We start from the raw sequence: 16039 nt of genomic DNA, 5'->3' as shown, positions 1-16039 counted from the left end.
AGTCATGCATAGAAGATTATGGATTGGAGCTTTAGCCGCGGCTTTTTTGCTCTCCTTAGGCTGGGGAATCAACGAATATCGTCAGGCTGGAGATTATCGCCTTGCTTCAGAGAACAATAGCCGCAGGGCATTCAGCGACTTTGCAAGCCATCTTGATCAAATGGAGACGGTCATGGCCAAGGGTAACGTAGCAAATAGTCCAAACCAGCAGGTATTATACTTGAGCCAGGTATCAAGTAAAAGCGAAGGTGCGCTCAAGGATTTTGCGCAGCTTCCGGCTGAACAAGCAGGTCTTAGCTACATTGGCCAATTCTTGACGCAATCGGGTGATTTTGCCAGGACCTTAGCCCAGAAAGTGGCAGGGGGAGGGACTATCACTAATGATGAGGCGAAAACCCTTCAAGAGATGCACAATGATTTAATACCTGTTAATCAGAAGGTTCAAACACTCATGACCAGAATGGATACCGAGAATTTAGCCTGGACAGATCCGGCTCCGTCTCTGAGACAACGATTGGGTTTAGGTGGCCCGCAAATCGCTGAGGCGGCTGCTGATGGTTCGGAGGCTCCCACTAAATCGGTTCGATCGGGATTAGATCAGTTGGATGCAAGTCTGCAAAAATTGCCTCCCTTTACTTATACCGGGGAGTATTCAGCACGGGTTGTTCAGAAACCGCTGGGTCTTCCCTCCGGACAGGTGGACAAAGCCCAAGCTCAAAGCGCTGCCCAAGGCTTTTTAGCAAAAGTCGGTTATGCTGATGCAGCTCCGAAATTTGCCGGAGATATTAATGGTGATTTCAAAGGATATTCGTGGAACTATAAAGACGCGTACATGGAGGTTAGCCGTCAAGGGGGAGTTGTAACATTTTATCGGGATCAACGATCCATTAATCAACGAACCTTGAGCGTCGATGATGCCTCACAAAAGGCTAAAGCGATTTTAAAGACCCTTGGCTGGAACCTCGTGATAACATCAAGTGAGGATTTCGGTTCCTATGTGGAATTTGATGCAGTTGCCGAACAGGATGGGGTGAGACTTTATCCGGATAAAGTTAGATTAATGGTGGCATTGGATAACGGACAGTTGGTGGGTCTTGATGCTGCACCCTATTATGCTTTTCATCATACGAGAACCTTCCCGGCAAAGATTTCTCTGAACCAAGCTGTTCAAAAATTACGTACCAATTTTAAAATCCAAGAGAGCCGCCTGGCTGTCATAGCCAAAAGCGGAAACCAGGAAGTCTATGCTTATGAGTTTCGAGGACGATATCAGGGTGAAGACTATCTCATTTATCTTAATGCCCAAAATGGCAGCGAAGAGAAAATTCAGCGAATTATTAAAACGCCGCGTGGGGAGTACCTTCAGTGATGGAACTGCTTGTTTATTTACCTGAAAGGAAAGATTAAGTTTATAAATAGCGAGAGGGACCGATCCCTCTCGCTATGTTGACTATGAGAAGTCTATTGGATGAGGGATTTTATTAAAGCAAATAGAGGAGTTTTCCCTGACTAACGAGAATAGGCATTATTATTTTAAAAGATAGGGGTATTTCGTTTGAAAAGGAAAGTGACCATTCAAATTTTGGGCACGCAAAAATACTCTGAGGGCCAGGATGAACGGCAGGAACTGTCTGTTCCGGGAACATATTATGAAAAGAACAATGCCTTCTATGCTGTTTATAAGGAACCTGAGAGCGTTAGCGGGTTTGAAGGGGTAACAACGTTTTTAACATTAAAAAAGGATCGTGTGGCGCTAAACCGCAAAGGGGCCGTCGATCTGGCACAGGAGTTTCAGGTTGGTGTTCGGAGCTCCAGCAAGTATGTTACTCGCTACGGAAAAATGTGGCTGAGTGTTTTGCCGCAACGTGTAGAGTGTGACTTGACAGCACAGGGGGGACGTATTAGTCTAGAATATGACCTTTTTGTCGATGATAATTTTGTAAGTCATAATTTGCTGTGGGTAACCATAAAGGAGGATAACCCTCAATGAGTCTCTATGAAGAAATTAAAAGTAAAATTATTTGTCAATTAGAACAGGCTGCAAACAGTGCCAAAGCAAAAGGAGATTTAAACTTCGAGGAACTTCCCGGCTATGTGTTAGAGGAGCCAAGGGAACGTCAGCACGGAGATTTGGCTACGAATTTAGCTTTAGTGATGGCTAAACAAGCAAAACGTTCTCCGCGGGAGATTGCTGCAACGCTCATTCAACACATGGATAAAACAGGTACATGGATTGAAAGCTCGGAGATTGCCGGGGCTGGTTTTATTAACTTTCGTTTAGATCCACTATGGCTTACGGGTGTTATAAGAGAAGTACTTCAAGCAGGGGAGCGCTATGGGCAGGTTGATCTGGGTAAAGGGAAGAAAGTACAAGTTGAGTTTGTCAGTGCTAATCCCACCGGTCTATTACACATGGGCAACGCCCGGGGGGCAGCTCTGGGAGACAGTCTTGCATCCTTACTTGCTATGGCGGGATATGAAGTTTCCCGCGAATTCTATATTAATGATGCCGGAAATCAAATACACAACTTTGCCTTGTCCTTAGAAGCCCGCTATTTGCAACAATTGGGTCAAGACGCTCCTTTTCCGGAAGGCGGTTATCACGGGGAAGATTTAATTACGACGGTAAAAGGCTTAATCTCCAAAGTGGGGGATAAATATCTCGCGGTGGACCCCAGTTTGAGGCGGGAGCTTCTGGTAAGGTATGCTCTTGATGAAAAAATGCGGAGTATCCGTGAGACTCTGGAGGATTTTGGTGTTACTTATGATGTTTGGTTCAGTGAACAATCTCTCCACGATTCTGGTGCCGTGCGTTCGACGTTAGAAGAGCTTCAAAAGAAAGAATATATCTATGAAAAAGAAGGGGCCCTCTGGCTTAAGTCAACCCTTTTCGGAGATGAAAAGGACGAAGTCGTTGTCAGAAGCAATGGAACCCCTACGTATTTTGCGGCAGATATTGCTTATCACCGCAATAAGTTTGACCGTGGCTTTGACAACGTCATTAATGTTTGGGGAGCCGATCATCATGGACATGTGGCCCGGATGAAGGGGGCAATGTCAGCTTTAGGGTATGATGCGGATAATTTGACAATTATTTTGATGCAGCTTGTACGCCTGATACAGGGCGGTGAAGTTGTTAAAATGTCCAAGCGTTCCGGACAATACATTACCTTACGGGAGTTAATGGAGGAAGTTGGCAAAGACGCGGCTCGTTTCTTCTTTAATCTTCGCGACCCAGATTCTACGGTAGATTTTGATATGGATTTAGCGAAGGCACAATCATCGGATAATCCGGTGTACTATGTTCAATACGCTCACGCACGTTTATCCAGTATTTTAAGGCAAGCTCATGAACTGGGAGATACCGGCGATCCTAGTGAAGAAGATCTGAAATTATTAATTTCTCCGGAGGAGCGGGATCTCCTGAAGAAAATGGCGGATTTTCCCTCCGAGATTATGGTTGCGGCTCGATTGCTGGAACCCCATCGTTTAGCCCGTTATGTCTTGGATCTGGCAGGATTATTCCATACGTTTTATAATAGTCAACGGGTACTGATTGAGGATGAATCATTGCGTCGAGCCCGTCTTGGTCTTGTCCGGGCAGTCAAGCAAATTATCGCCAATTCATTAGGTATTCTCGGGGTGTCAGCTCCGGAAAAGATGTGAGGTTCTCAGATTATTTTTTCGATTTAAATAATGGTTGGCAGGAAATATTTAGGGGTGGACCGAATATAGTGGTATTCAAAACGACGAAGGGCGGTGGAGCTTTGAGCCACTCTTTAAGTAAAAAGGATAAACCAACAGAAGCAGATATTGCTTATGAGGTTCTAAAGTCCCAGGGTAACCCTATGCATTATCAGATTTTAATAGAGGAAGTCTTACAACGTTTGGGGATTTCCAAGGAGGCTGTACGGATTGCTGAAGCGCTGACTAAGATTAACCTCGACACCCGCTTTACATTTCATGGGCGTGGTGAATGGGGGTTAAAGGTTTGGGAACCGCCAAAAGCCACCCGGCGTTCCTCTGCAATTACATTGATGAATAAGATTGCGGAGGATGAGGAAGACGACGATAATAAACTAGACGTTGATGCTGAGGATCTGGAATATGATCCCTTAGATGAGGATTCCCTTGATAGCGAAGAAGAGGATTTTGCAGAGACGTCCGAAGCACAGTCTGAAGAAAAATGGTAAGAATAAGGAAGTATGAACAACACTTGCCAAAGGATGTCCGGCTTGACATCCTTTGGCAGTCTAGCTAAAATAGATGAATAAGATACGAGAAAGGAAACAAATTGACACGATTCTTTGTGTCAATAAGTTCTTTTGGCGTGATAAAGTAAAGCTAGTGCAACTTGCAGACTAGCTTTATTTATGTGTTTCAGTGCGGTCTATATTTAAGGTCTGAAAGGAAATGGTAAAGCGCATGACAAAATTTATTTTCGTGACAGGCGGTGTTGTATCATCATTAGGTAAGGGGATTACAGCCGCGTCTTTGGGGTGTCTATTAAAAAATAGAGGGTTAAAAGTCGCCATTCAAAAGTTCGATCCCTATATCAACGTTGACCCCGGAACAATGAGCCCTTATCAACATGGTGAAGTGTTTGTAACGGATGATGGAGCAGAGACGGATTTAGACTTGGGCCACTATGAGCGCTTTATTGATGTACCTGTATCCAAAAACAGCAATGTTACAACCGGAAAGATTTATTGGTCCGTTTTACGCAAAGAACGCAAAGGGGATTATCTTGGAGGGACGGTTCAAGTTATTCCTCATGTTACCAATGAAATTAAAGAACGGGTTTACCGTGTGGCTCGAGAGAGTCATCCTGATTTTGTCATCACTGAAATCGGCGGAACGGTTGGAGATATTGAATCATTGCCGTTTCTTGAGGCCATCCGTCAGATGAAAAAGGATATCGGTCCGGAGAATGTGATTTACATACATGTTACTCTGGTTCCTTATTTACCAATGTCGGGCGAACTGAAAACCAAGCCGACTCAGCATTCTGTCAAAGAGCTGAGGGGTATTGGCATTCAACCGACTATTATTATTTGTCGGTCTGAAAAAGATCTCTCCAAAGAAATGAAAGAGAAATTAGCTTTGCTTTGTGACGTTGAGCCAGAGGCTATTATCCCTTGCGTGGATGCTTCAACAATCTATGAGGTTCCTTTGATGCTCCAAAAAGAAGGACTTGATGATATTGTTCTTCGTCGCTCGGGAATCCAGGCTCCTGCCGCAGACATGACATCTTGGAAAGAGATGGTTGAAAGAATTAAATCCCCTACCTTAGAGACCGAGATTGCCATTGTGGGCAAATATGTTGAATTGCCTGATGCCTACTTGAGTGTTGCCGAAGCTTTGCGTTCGGCAGGAACTGAGCATGGGGCCAAGGTTAAGATCCGCTGGATTAACTCCGAAGATATTGAAGAAGAATCCGCTGAAAAGTACCTTGAAGGGGTTAACGGCATTCTGGTCCCCGGTGGGTTTGGCAATAGAGGAATTGAAGGGAAAATCGAAGCGATTCGTTATGCCCGGGAACAAAAGATTCCCTTTTTGGGGATATGTTTAGGCATGCAGACGGCGATCATCGAGTTTGCTCGTAATGTTTGCGGGATGGCAAACGCCAACAGTACGGAATTTGATACTGACACACCTTACCCGGTGATTGATATCCTTCCTGAGCAGAAGGATGTTGAGGATAAGGGCGGAACGATGCGCTTAGGAATTTCTCCTGCCAAGCTCGTTGAGGGCAGTGAGGCATTTCGGGCTTATCAAGATCAAGTGATCTACGAGAGGCATCGTCATCGTTATGAGGTTAATAACCAGTATCGCGGTGAACTGGAAGCTGCGGGATTGCGTTTTTCAGGGACATCGCTGGATGGTCGGCTTGTTGAAATTACCGAATATCCGGAGCATCCTTGGTTTGTGGCGTCGCAGTTTCATCCGGAGTTTAAGTCTCGTCCCAATCGGGCTCATCCGCTGTTTAGAGAGTTTATTAGAGCGGCCCTTAAGTAGGGGACTTGTGTCACACAGCGCTCAGTCTTACGACACAGAGCAAACTACCGTTCAAGCTCTTTTCTCTGGGGAGCGGGGTACCCGCCATATGCGCCCGCAGGGTACTATGCCATCCATGGCGTACCCTGCACTAGGCACATCCTGTGCCGTCGTCCAGGCGCAATGGCGGCAGCGCACATCCCTGTGCGCTGCCCCGTATCTGGGGTCGCTTTCACGGAGTTTGCTTTTCTGCTTACGTAAGAGACTTCGCGCTTGCGTGACACTGCGTCCTGGTTTCGAGACGTGTTGGGGTCGTTCTTTGGAGACGCTTTGAATAACATTTTGGGGACGGTCCTTTTGACACGCTTTGAAGAGCCCTGGAGATGACACATTTCATGCGCATTCGTCTGAATTTAGATATGGGATGATTCTTTTGCCCGAGATAAGCTGAGGAGACAGGGGGGACGGGTCTCTTGTCTCCTTTTGATGAGACAAGAGACCCGTCCCTCTGTCTCGCCCGCCTCGATTTAAGGGGATCGCACGTACTCTCCTTGCATAAGTTTGCCTCGTTTGATTAGCTAAAGGGAACCATGGCAAGAATGGAAAGAGGGGGGAAGTTGACGAATGGCTTATGTGGCACGTTGGATTGATCAGAGCGAGCGATCGCGTTTTAATACGTTTTTAGCCGGTCATAAAAAAGGACATGTGCTCCAGTCTTGGGAATGGGGAGAAATCAAGAACCATACTGAGTGGGAACCTTGGAGGCTGGTTGTTGAAGAAGACGGGGAGATCGTTGCAGCGGTTTCTATTTTAGAACGTAAGATTCCGGTTGTGGGTATTCCCATTTTTTACGCTTCCCGGGGGCCTGTTCTTGATTTGGAAGATACTGCTCTGTTTGACTTTGTGCTGGCGGAGATTCGGAAGTTAGCGAAGAAAAGGGGGGCTATTTTCCTTAAAGTTGATCCGGATGTTCCTTCTTTAGAAAAAGAGCTGGAACAATTTTTGGTGTCTCGTGGGTTCCGCTCTGCGGAGACTGGAAAGGGATTTGAGGGGGTTCAGCCGAAATATGTGTTTCGTTTGGATATATCCCCCGCTGAGGATGAGCTGTTAGCGAATATGCAGCAAAAAACGCGTTATAATATTCGTTTGGCTCAGAAAAAGGGAGTTGTGATTCGACGAGGAACACGAGAGGATTTGCCGGAGTTTTATCGTGTTTTAAAAGAGACAACTGAGCGCGACCAATTCTTGGTACGTGCTTATTCTTATTTTGAAGATCTTTATGACTCTTTAGTTCCGGCAGGATTAGGAGAATTGTTTATCGGCGAATTTGAAGGGAAGATTATCGCCGGAACGTTGGCCTTTGTGATTGGCAATAAAGCCTGGTACATATATGGGGCATCTTCGAATTCCCACCGAAATGTTATGCCTAATTACTTAATTCAATGGGAAATGATTCGCTGGGCGAAGTCCTTGGACTGTACTTTGTATGATTTCCGGGGGGTTCCGGGACATTTGACCGAGGATAATCCGCTCTATGGGCTTTATCGATTTAAGAAGGGCTTTAATGGGGAATATACGGAATTTATTGGGGAATGGGATTTGGTTTATCGCCCCCTGATTTATTCCTTATGGAATCATTTAGAACCGATTTATTCTGATGTGGTTAAAGGAGTTATCGGTAAGATGCGGCAAAGGCGGAGGGGATGAGGACATGACAGGAACCTGGATTGAGGTCGATCTGGATGCTGTTGTGGGTAATTATCGCGAAATTATAAAACAGCTTCGACCTGGGGCACGATGTATGGCAGTTGTTAAGGCTGACGGTTATGGTTTAGGTGCGGTTGAAGTGGCCAGAGCCTTAGAGCGAGAGGGCTGTGAAGCCTTTGCTGTTACGAAAGTAGAAGAAGGGCTTGTCCTGCGGGAGCATGGCATTAAAGGAATTATTCTGGTATTAGGGCCGACGATTAAAGAAGAGTGGGAGCAGGCTATAAAAGCGGAATTACAATTGACGCTTTCTGAAATTTCCTGGGTAGACGAGCTGAATGCTGCAAGTGCACGCATGGAAGAGGAAGGTTTCCCGCAAGTAAAGGTTCATCTTAAGCTTGAGACAGGAATGGGGCGAACGGGATTTTGGCCGGCGGAGCTGGAGGGGTTGGCCAAGGTTTTGGGACGGGCTTCTCACATTGAAGTTGTGGGAGCTTATACTCATTTTGCCCGAGCGGCGCAAAGGGACAAGAGGTATACTTTGGAACAATATAAGCGTTTTCAGGAGTCCTTAACTTGTTTAAGAGATTTGGGAATTTCCCCTCTTTGGCAACATGTTTGCAACAGCGCAGCGTTCTTGGATTATCCCGAGTGGCATCATAGTTTTGTGCGAATTGGGACATTGCTGGTAGGACACTATCCCGGTGAAGGCTTTGCCGGGAGGATAAATTTACGTGATCCGTGGACTGCGAAAAGCCGAGTTGTACAATTGCGGAAGGTTCCTAAAGGAACATTTGTAGGATATCAGAGCATTTTTCGAACGAAATCGGAGACGCAGTTAGCGGTTATTCCTGTGGGTTATGCAGATGGCTTTGGCGTAACCCCCCATTTTGTACCTCAAGGCCTCATTGACTTTATTAAAATTGTTATAAAGAATTTTGCGGCCTTATTGGGAATAACTCTTGGTCAAGAAAGGGTAGTGCTGAAAGGTCGATCCATTCGAGTTGCGGGAAAAATAGGTATGCAGTTAACGGTTTTGGATATTGGCAATGAGAACTGTGTCTTAGGGGATGAGGTCAAAATACCCTTGCGCCGCACGTTAGCAAATCCTCGGATACCCAGAATATATCGACAAGATGAACAAATATTGTCAAAACGGGTTATAAAAGAAGGAGTTTTACCGCTATATACAGAATATTCCTCCATGACAGAAACTTGATGGGAAAGGGATGTAGCATGTGGCTAGAATTCTTATTGTCGATGATCAGCTCGGGGTTAGACGCCTGCTTTTTGAGACCTTTCGGGAGGATCAACATGAGGTTGAAATGGCTGCAAATGGAGTAGAAGCCCTTCGTTTGTTTGAATCGTTTGGACCTGATCTCATCTTAATGGATATGAAAATGCCCGGAATGAATGGTTTGGAAACGTTAGAGAAGATTCGTGCCTTAAATCGTCAGGTAGGAGTAATTATGATGACAGCTTATGGTGATATTCAAAATATGGAACAAGCAAAGGACTTAGGAATCCTTTGCTATATGGGGAAACCCTTTGACTTATTTGAATTAAGAGAGCGAGTGCGAGCGATCTTAAAAACTATATAAGTCTATTATTTTGCTATGGTTAGCAAAGGTCAAAAGGTGCAAGCGTTATAAGTGCCAGCTAAGTTTGGCGGGAGTATCTGCTCTCGCCTATCACTTTTTTTGTTGAGGTAATGGCAGGAAAATCTTCTTATATGACGAAATATAAGCTGTAGGAAGAGGTGGGAAATATGATTCTAACAACGAACTCGACCATAGCAATTCAGTGTCCCAAATGTGGGGAGCTAGAATTTCATGCCCTCTCTCTCTTTGCATTTTCTCAACAAGGACGAAAGAATCTGCATTGTGGTTGCGGTTTGCAATTGATTTCAGTAGCCAGCCGGAACCGTCAACAGTTCAATATCAGTTATGCTTGCGCTTACTGTGGGCAGACTCATTATTTAAAATTAAACCGTCGTGCCATTTGGGGAAAAGAGGCTTTGCCTCTGGTTTGTCCTACAGTGGAGGCTTCCGTAGGATATATTGGCCCCAAGCAGAAAGTTACACAGGCATGTCATGAACGTGAAAAATCCATTGGGGAATTGGCTGTGGAACTGGGTTATCAAGAAGAATTTGAAAACCCAGAAGTTATGCTTCGGATTTTAGATCATCTTCATTCTTTAGCCAAGCAAGGAGATTTGGGCTGCGCTTGCGGCAATCATCAATTATCGTTTGAGTTGTTACCTGATCGAATTGAACTATACTGTGAATGCTGTGAGGCTGTGGGAGTTATTTATGCAGACAGCTCGGATAATGTTCGACAAGTTGAAGGCATAAACTCAATGTATTTGGAAGAAAATAAGACTTGGAGAATTAACAGCCCTTTACGTGGGCAGCCTCTTTCTAAAACAAATAAGGAGGAAGAAAAGTGGCGTTAGTCTCGCGGGATTTTGAGAAGAATTCTGAAAATCTTCGGAGGAAAATCCTAAAGAGATAAGATCCTCGTAAAATGCTCGGATCGGCTCGGGAAACTGTCTGAGAAATAATTCTCAAGTAGGTCTTGGCAGTAAGAAAGCTTAATCTTGTAAGAAGGCGGTGTAGTATGCAATTTTTTTTAGATACAGCGAATTTGGATGAAATTAAAAAAGCTTGGGACATGGGCGTGATCGCAGGGCTTACAACTAACCCGAGTTTAGTGGCTAAGGAAGGAAAAGACTTTTACGAACTGCTGCATACAGTGACTGAAATTATTGACGGACCGATCAGTGCTGAGGTTATCGCGCTTGACTACGAAGGCATGCTTAAGGAAGCTCGTGATCTGGCAGCGATTCATAAGAATATTGTTGTTAAAATTCCCATGACTGAGGACGGCCTCAAGGCCGTGAAGACCCTTAGCGCCGAGAACATAAAAACGAATGTCACGCTTATTTTTTCCGCGAATCAGGGTTTGTTGGCAGCCAGAGCCGGAGCAACCTATGTAAGTCCTTTTTTGGGACGGCTTGATGATATAGGTGAGAATGGACTTAACTTGGTGGCTGATTTGTGTGAGATTTTCCAAGTACATGACATAGATACGAAAGTGATTGCCGCAAGTATTCGTAATCCGATCCATGTTACAGAAGCTGCAAAGTTAGGAGCAGATTATGCTACGGTGCCCTTCTCCGTCTTGAGGCAGTTGTTCCGGCACCCGCTGACGGATGCAGGGATTGATAAATTTATGGCGGATTGGAAAAAACTTAAGGCTTAAGTGGTTTAGGCTAAAATTCCAGAATTGATCTCAAAAAAGTAAGATGTGGCATCAGCTAATCGAATGATGATTGGCTGATGCCAACATTTTTGTATAACTTTGCCTTAATCTTCTGGCATGTAGTGGTTGAAAAGCCCCTAAAAGTATGTCACAATAAAACGCAAGAGCATAAATGTGATACATATTGGAAGTTTGGGCAAGCGTACAGGACTTCGAATATTATAACTAACGAAGATTTCGGGGATTATTAAAAGGGGGCTATTTAAATGGAACGTGAACTTACCATGGAATTTGCAAGGGTAACTGAAGCTGCGGCCTTGGCATCGGCGAGATGGGTAGGATTAGGGGATAAAGAAGCTGCGGACAACGCTGCGGTTGAAGCAATGCGGGCGGTATTTGACACGATTCATATGGATGGGACAGTAGTAATCGGTGAAGGGGAAATGGATGAAGCCCCCATGCTTTATATCGGAGAACGCGTGGGTAATGGAGAAAGCCCGGAATTGGATGTTGCTGTAGACCCTCTGGAAGGGACAAATATTGTAGCCAAAGGGGTTGCCGGAGCGATTGCTGTTGTGGCTATTGCTTCGAAAGGGTGTTTATTGCATGCTCCGGATATGTACATGGACAAAATTGCGGTTGGGCCAGCAGCTGCAGGAAAAATTAATATTGATGCACCTGTGGCGGAGAATGTCGCCAATGTAGCGAAAGCTTTGGGAAAGAGTATGGCTGAAATGACGGTTGTTATCTTAGATCGCCCCCGCCATCAAAAATTAATTCAAGAAGTGCGCAATTGCGGTGCAAGAGTACGCCTCATAACTGATGGAGATGTTTCTCCGGCTGTTGCCTGTGCTTTTGAAGATACAGGTGTTGATATGATGATGGGAATCGGCGGAGCACCGGAAGGGGTTCTCGCTGCTGCTGCTTTGCGCTGCATGGGCGGAGAGATGCAAGGACGCTTGTGGCCGGAAAATGAAGAGGATGTCGCCCGGGCAAAGGCTTTGGGGATTGAAGATGTTCACAAATTATTGACAATGGATGATTTAGTGAGAAGTGACGATGTCTTTTTCGCAGCAACGGGAATCACAGAGGGCTCACTTTTACGAGGGGTGACTTTTACTCCAAAAGGTGCTTTAACCCATACAGTTGTCATTCGAGGAAAGTCGGGGACCGTTCGTTTTATCGAAGCCCGGCATCGTTTTGACAAGAAACCTCAATATGCCATGAAAGGCTGTCTTGATACAAACGTATAATTCATTTCAAGTTAGGAGAAGATACCTCAATAACTGTCGGATATTGCCCTTTGGGCTGCAGCGGTTTTGTAATACGATCAGAAAGTATAACCTTTGGTTGTATACTGCAAGAAGGGCTAATTCGTGCGAAGACAGTGTCTTCAAGGGCTAGCTAAGTTTTCTTTAAACTATTGACCTTTGAACATTTCTTGTGTTAAAATAGTAAGAGTTGACTGGAATCGTGTCATGAACGGGTGCGGCAAAAAGGCGCCTCGATCCAACTGGGAAAGAAGGTGAAGACATGAAAGAAAAAATTCACCCGAAATACGAACAAACCACTGTGACATGTGCTTGCGGTGAGGTCATTCACACAGCAAGTACTAAGAAAGATATCAAAGTGGAAATTTGTTCGAAATGCCATCCCTTTTATACCGGGGTACAGCGTTTTGTCGATGCTGGCGGACGGGTTGATCGGTTTAAAAAGAAATATGGGATGTAAACAACGGCCTGCGGTCGTTGCTGAACGAAGAGCAGAGCGCAAGCTCTGCTCTTTGCGGCATATTGGAAAATATTTATTAGTATGGGGGCGGACAATGCTCGCTATGGAGGCGACGATATTTGGCCTACAGTAATATTACCGTAAAAGGACAAATGGCTTATGCCCCCGCAAGCTCGGCACAAGCCGAGTTTTCTTTACACTATCGGACCTCCATGTCGCTGAGCGGCATCACTGATGAATGGATACTATAGTTTCCGGGGCAGAAAGTAGAACCTTCGGATGAACTTTTTGGTAACGGCTTATGACACGTGATACTTTTAAAAAGCATAGTTTATTATGGCCGAAGAAAAATAATTACATGAGGAGAGCGGCGGATGGATAGACCAGTCCAATATGGCGGCCAGGCCGTCATAGAAGGGGTCATGATGCGCGGGCCACGGGAGAGTGCAATTGCGGTCAGACTTCCTAATGGTGAGATTGAGGTAACTTGTTTAAAAATCCATCCTTGGGCCACTAAACCAATTTGGAAACTGCCCTTGATTCGGGGAGTAGTGGCCTTGATAGATTCTTTAGTCGTCGGGACACGGGCCTTAACGTTTTCGGCTAACCGTTCGATGGGGGAAGAAGACGGTGGTGAAAGCGAAGAACTTGGTTTTTGGGAATTGGCCTTAACCATTGGATTGGCTTTTGGCTTAGGTCTGCTGCTGTTTGTCGGTTTGCCGACAGGTGTGGCTCACTTGTTTCAGGGAAAGGTGACGGGGACTTTTTGGCAAAACATCTTAGAGGGAGCAATACGGTTAGCAGTATTTTTTATCTATATTGTGATAATTTCAAGGCTTAAAGATATTCAAAGAGTTTTTCAATACCATGGGGCTGAGCATAAGGCGATTTTCACCTATGAAGCAGGGAAAGATCTAACCGTGGAAAACGCGCGTTCTTTTTCCAGGCTCCATCCACGATGCGGAACGAGTTTTCTGCTCATCGTTGTTGTAGTAAGCATCTTTGTTTTTGCTTTTGTCGGTCTGCATCCTTTATGGTGGCGTATACTCTCTCGTGTGCTGCTAATGCCTGTAGTTGCTGGCCTTGCTTATGAGATTCTGAAGTTTTCCGCACGGCATCTGGAATCGCCTCAGTTTCGATGGCTTATTCTTCCGGGATTGATGCTCCAAAAATTAACGACACGTGAACCAGATGATTCTCAGCTTGAAGTTGCCTTAGCTGCTTTGAAGGGTGTTTTGGATTCGGGTCAAGAACTTACGTAATTTTGAGGTGTAAATAATGTTAGAGAAACTTTATGAAATAGAACGGAAATATGACGAGCTTACTGAGCTTCTCAGTGACCCAGAGATAATTTCCAATCAGACAGAATGGCAAAAATATGCCAAAACCCAGGCAGGTATGACAAATCTTGTTACGGCCTTCCGAGAATACCAAGAAGTTCTGCGTGAATTAGAAGAAACGGAAAAGCTTCTGCAGGAAAAGCTTGATCCTGAGATGCAGGAGATGGCCGAACAGGAGCGGGATGAATTAAAAAATCGATCCGTACAGCTTGAAGAGACTATGAGAATCTTACTCTTACCAAAAGATCCTAATGATGAAAAAAATGTGATTATGGAAATTCGTGCAGGGGCAGGCGGAGAAGAAGCGGCACTCTTTGCAGGGGATCTCTACAAGATGTATACGCGATATGCCGAAGGGCAAGGCTGGAGAACAGAGGTCCTAAGCGCCAGTTACACGGATATTGGCGGTTATAAAGAAGTGATTTTCATTGTCGAAGGTAATGGGGCCTATAGCAAGCTGAAGTTTGAGAGTGGCGTACACCGGGTCCAGCGGATTCCTACCACTGAATCAGGCGGAAGAATTCATACTTCAACAGCCACTGTTGCCGTGCTGCCTGAAGCTGAAGAAGTGGAGGTTTCCATTAACCCTAACGATTTGCGGATTGATATCTTTTGCGCCAGCGGGCCCGGAGGCCAATGTGTTAATACGACTCAATCTGCGGTAAGAATTACCCATATACCTACGGGGATTATTGCGACTTGTCAAGATGAGAAATCACAGCTTAAAAATAAAGAGAAGGCTTTACGTGTTTTACGTGCTCGTATTTTAGAAAAGGCTCAGGAAGAAGCTATGGGTGAGCAGGCATCTGAACGCCGAAGCCAAGTTGGCACCGGGGACCGGAGCGAGCGCATTCGAACTTATAATTTCCCGCAAGGAAGGGTAACGGACCATCGGATAGGCCTTACGCTCCATCGCCTGGAAACAATCCTGGCAGGAGATATGGAGGAAATCATTCAAGCTCTGATTACTTCAGATCAAGCCGAACGATTAAAGAACGAAATAGCTTAAACCGGTTATTACCAATGCAGAAGCGGGTTCTTAGTAGTTCTATCTTTGTTGGTTAGTTTGACTGAAATGTTGCTGAGAACATGATTATAAGAAATTGAAAAAAATTGATGCTGAGCATTAAGCGTCGAATCGGGAGGTCTTAGTGGTCTTGAATGTTCTGGAAGGAATGCGCTGGGGTGAGGCGCAGCTTCTGGCGGAGAAAATTGATAATGCCCGTTTTGATGCTGATATGTTGCTGGCCGAAATCCTCAAGGTCTCACGGGACAAACTTTATTTTGAGCGGGAGCGCACCTTAAGCAAGGAAGAGGAACGCGTTTTTAAGAACTGGATAGCCAGGCGTTCGGAACACGAGCCTCTTCAGTATATTTTAAAATGTCAGGAGTTTATGGGGCTGACCTTTTATGTTGACGAAGGGGTGCTGATTCCCCGTGCGGATAGCGAAACATTGGTTGAAACCTGGCTTAGAATTGTCCGTGATGAGGAACAACAAGGGCAAGAAGAGAAAATAAAAGTTGCAGATCTTTGTACAGGAAGCGGTGCTCTGGCTATATCCATGGCCTATTATTGTCCAAAGGCAGAGGTTGTGGGAACCGACATTTCCTCTCGGGCTCTAGAGGTAGCTCGGCAGAATGCTGTCAGCATAGGGGTTGAAGTGAATTGGCGGGAAGGGGACTTCGTCGCCCCTATTAGAGGGGAACGTTGGGATTGGATTATCTCTAATCCTCCCTATGTGAAAAAGGCTGATTACCTTCAATGTGCGCCGGAGATATTTCGGGAACCTGCCATAGCTTTTTTAGGCGGACAAGATGGTTTGGAGTTCTATCGCCGGCTGGCAGGGGAGGCTCGGACTCTCTTAAAGCTGGATGGGAAAATTTTGCTGGAAATTGGTTGGGATCAAGGAAACGATGTTTGTAATATTTTTCAAGAACAAGGTTTTACGACTCATGTGTACCCGGATTTAGCAGGGCGAGACCGGGTGATCTTAGCGAGGTGA

General features: G+C 45.3%; 15 protein-coding genes. All 15 read left to right on the top strand.

Features of this window, described 5'->3' with window-relative positions; translation table 11 throughout:
- Window positions 1–4: 4 nt before the first annotated feature.
- The 15 genes from DESACI_RS22210 (at window position 5) to prmC (ending at window position 16039) form a co-directional block, all read left to right on the top strand.
- On the top strand, window positions 5–1369 hold the full coding sequence (locus tag DESACI_RS22210; RefSeq protein WP_014829472.1) for a PepSY1/2 domain-containing protein: 1365 nt from the start codon (window positions 5–7) through the stop codon (window positions 1367–1369).
- Between the two features lie 186 nt (window positions 1370–1555).
- On the top strand, window positions 1556–1990 hold the full coding sequence (locus DESACI_RS22205) for a YwiB family protein (protein WP_014829471.1): 435 nt from the start codon (window positions 1556–1558) through the stop codon (window positions 1988–1990).
- On the top strand, window positions 1987–3666 hold the full coding sequence (gene argS / locus DESACI_RS22200; protein WP_014829470.1) for an arginine--tRNA ligase: 1680 nt from the start codon (window positions 1987–1989) through the stop codon (window positions 3664–3666). The genes DESACI_RS22205 and argS overlap by 4 nt, the downstream gene beginning before the upstream one ends.
- Before the next feature lie 68 nt (window positions 3667–3734).
- The gene (rpoE, locus tag DESACI_RS22195; RefSeq protein WP_014829469.1) at window positions 3735–4193 is read left to right on the top strand and encodes a DNA-directed RNA polymerase subunit delta; all 459 of its coding nucleotides are present in this window, start codon (window positions 3735–3737) and stop codon (window positions 4191–4193) included.
- 232 nt (window positions 4194–4425) lie between these two features.
- Complete coding sequence (pyrG, locus tag DESACI_RS22190) at window positions 4426–6018, top strand: CTP synthase (protein ID WP_041276176.1); 1593 nt, start codon at window positions 4426–4428, stop codon at window positions 6016–6018.
- Between the two features lie 603 nt (window positions 6019–6621).
- Window positions 6622–7704: a lipid II:glycine glycyltransferase FemX gene (locus DESACI_RS22185; RefSeq protein WP_014829467.1), complete on the top strand. Its 1083-nt coding sequence runs from the start codon at window positions 6622–6624 to the stop codon at window positions 7702–7704.
- Between the two features lie 4 nt (window positions 7705–7708).
- Window positions 7709–8920, top strand: coding sequence for an alanine racemase (gene alr, locus DESACI_RS22180; RefSeq protein WP_014829466.1), 1212 nt, complete (start codon window positions 7709–7711; stop codon window positions 8918–8920).
- A gap of 19 nt (window positions 8921–8939) precedes the next feature.
- A complete protein-coding gene (locus DESACI_RS22175; protein ID WP_014829465.1) occupies window positions 8940–9302 on the top strand; it encodes a response regulator in 363 nt (120 codons plus the stop codon).
- A 167-nt stretch (window positions 9303–9469) separates the two neighbouring features.
- Window positions 9470–10156: a hypothetical protein gene (locus DESACI_RS22170; protein WP_014829464.1), complete on the top strand. Its 687-nt coding sequence runs from the start codon at window positions 9470–9472 to the stop codon at window positions 10154–10156.
- Window positions 10157–10320: 164 nt separating this feature from the next.
- Window positions 10321–10965, top strand: coding sequence for a fructose-6-phosphate aldolase (gene fsa / locus DESACI_RS22165; protein ID WP_014829463.1), 645 nt, complete (start codon window positions 10321–10323; stop codon window positions 10963–10965).
- 266 nt (window positions 10966–11231) lie between these two features.
- A complete protein-coding gene (gene glpX, locus DESACI_RS22160) occupies window positions 11232–12218 on the top strand; it encodes a class II fructose-bisphosphatase (protein WP_014829462.1) in 987 nt (328 codons plus the stop codon).
- Between the two features lie 280 nt (window positions 12219–12498).
- Window positions 12499–12696 (top strand): 50S ribosomal protein L31, encoded by a 198-nt coding sequence (gene rpmE, locus DESACI_RS22155; protein WP_014829461.1) that lies wholly within the window; start codon window positions 12499–12501, stop codon window positions 12694–12696.
- 374 nt (window positions 12697–13070) lie between these two features.
- On the top strand, window positions 13071–13958 hold the full coding sequence (locus DESACI_RS22150) for a DUF1385 domain-containing protein (RefSeq protein ID WP_014829460.1): 888 nt from the start codon (window positions 13071–13073) through the stop codon (window positions 13956–13958).
- A gap of 16 nt (window positions 13959–13974) precedes the next feature.
- Window positions 13975–15045 carry a peptide chain release factor 1 gene (gene prfA, locus DESACI_RS22145; protein WP_014829459.1) on the top strand — a complete coding sequence of 357 codons (1071 nt, stop codon included), beginning with the start codon at window positions 13975–13977 and terminating at the stop codon, window positions 15043–15045.
- Between the two features lie 148 nt (window positions 15046–15193).
- Complete coding sequence (prmC, locus tag DESACI_RS22140; protein ID WP_041276746.1) at window positions 15194–16039, top strand: peptide chain release factor N(5)-glutamine methyltransferase; 846 nt, start codon at window positions 15194–15196, stop codon at window positions 16037–16039.

It is taken from the genome of Desulfosporosinus acidiphilus SJ4 (assembly GCF_000255115.2).
GTDB lineage: Bacteria > Bacillota > Desulfitobacteriia > Desulfitobacteriales > Desulfitobacteriaceae > Desulfosporosinus > Desulfosporosinus acidiphilus.
This window is presented reverse-complemented; position numbering and strand designations above follow the sequence as displayed.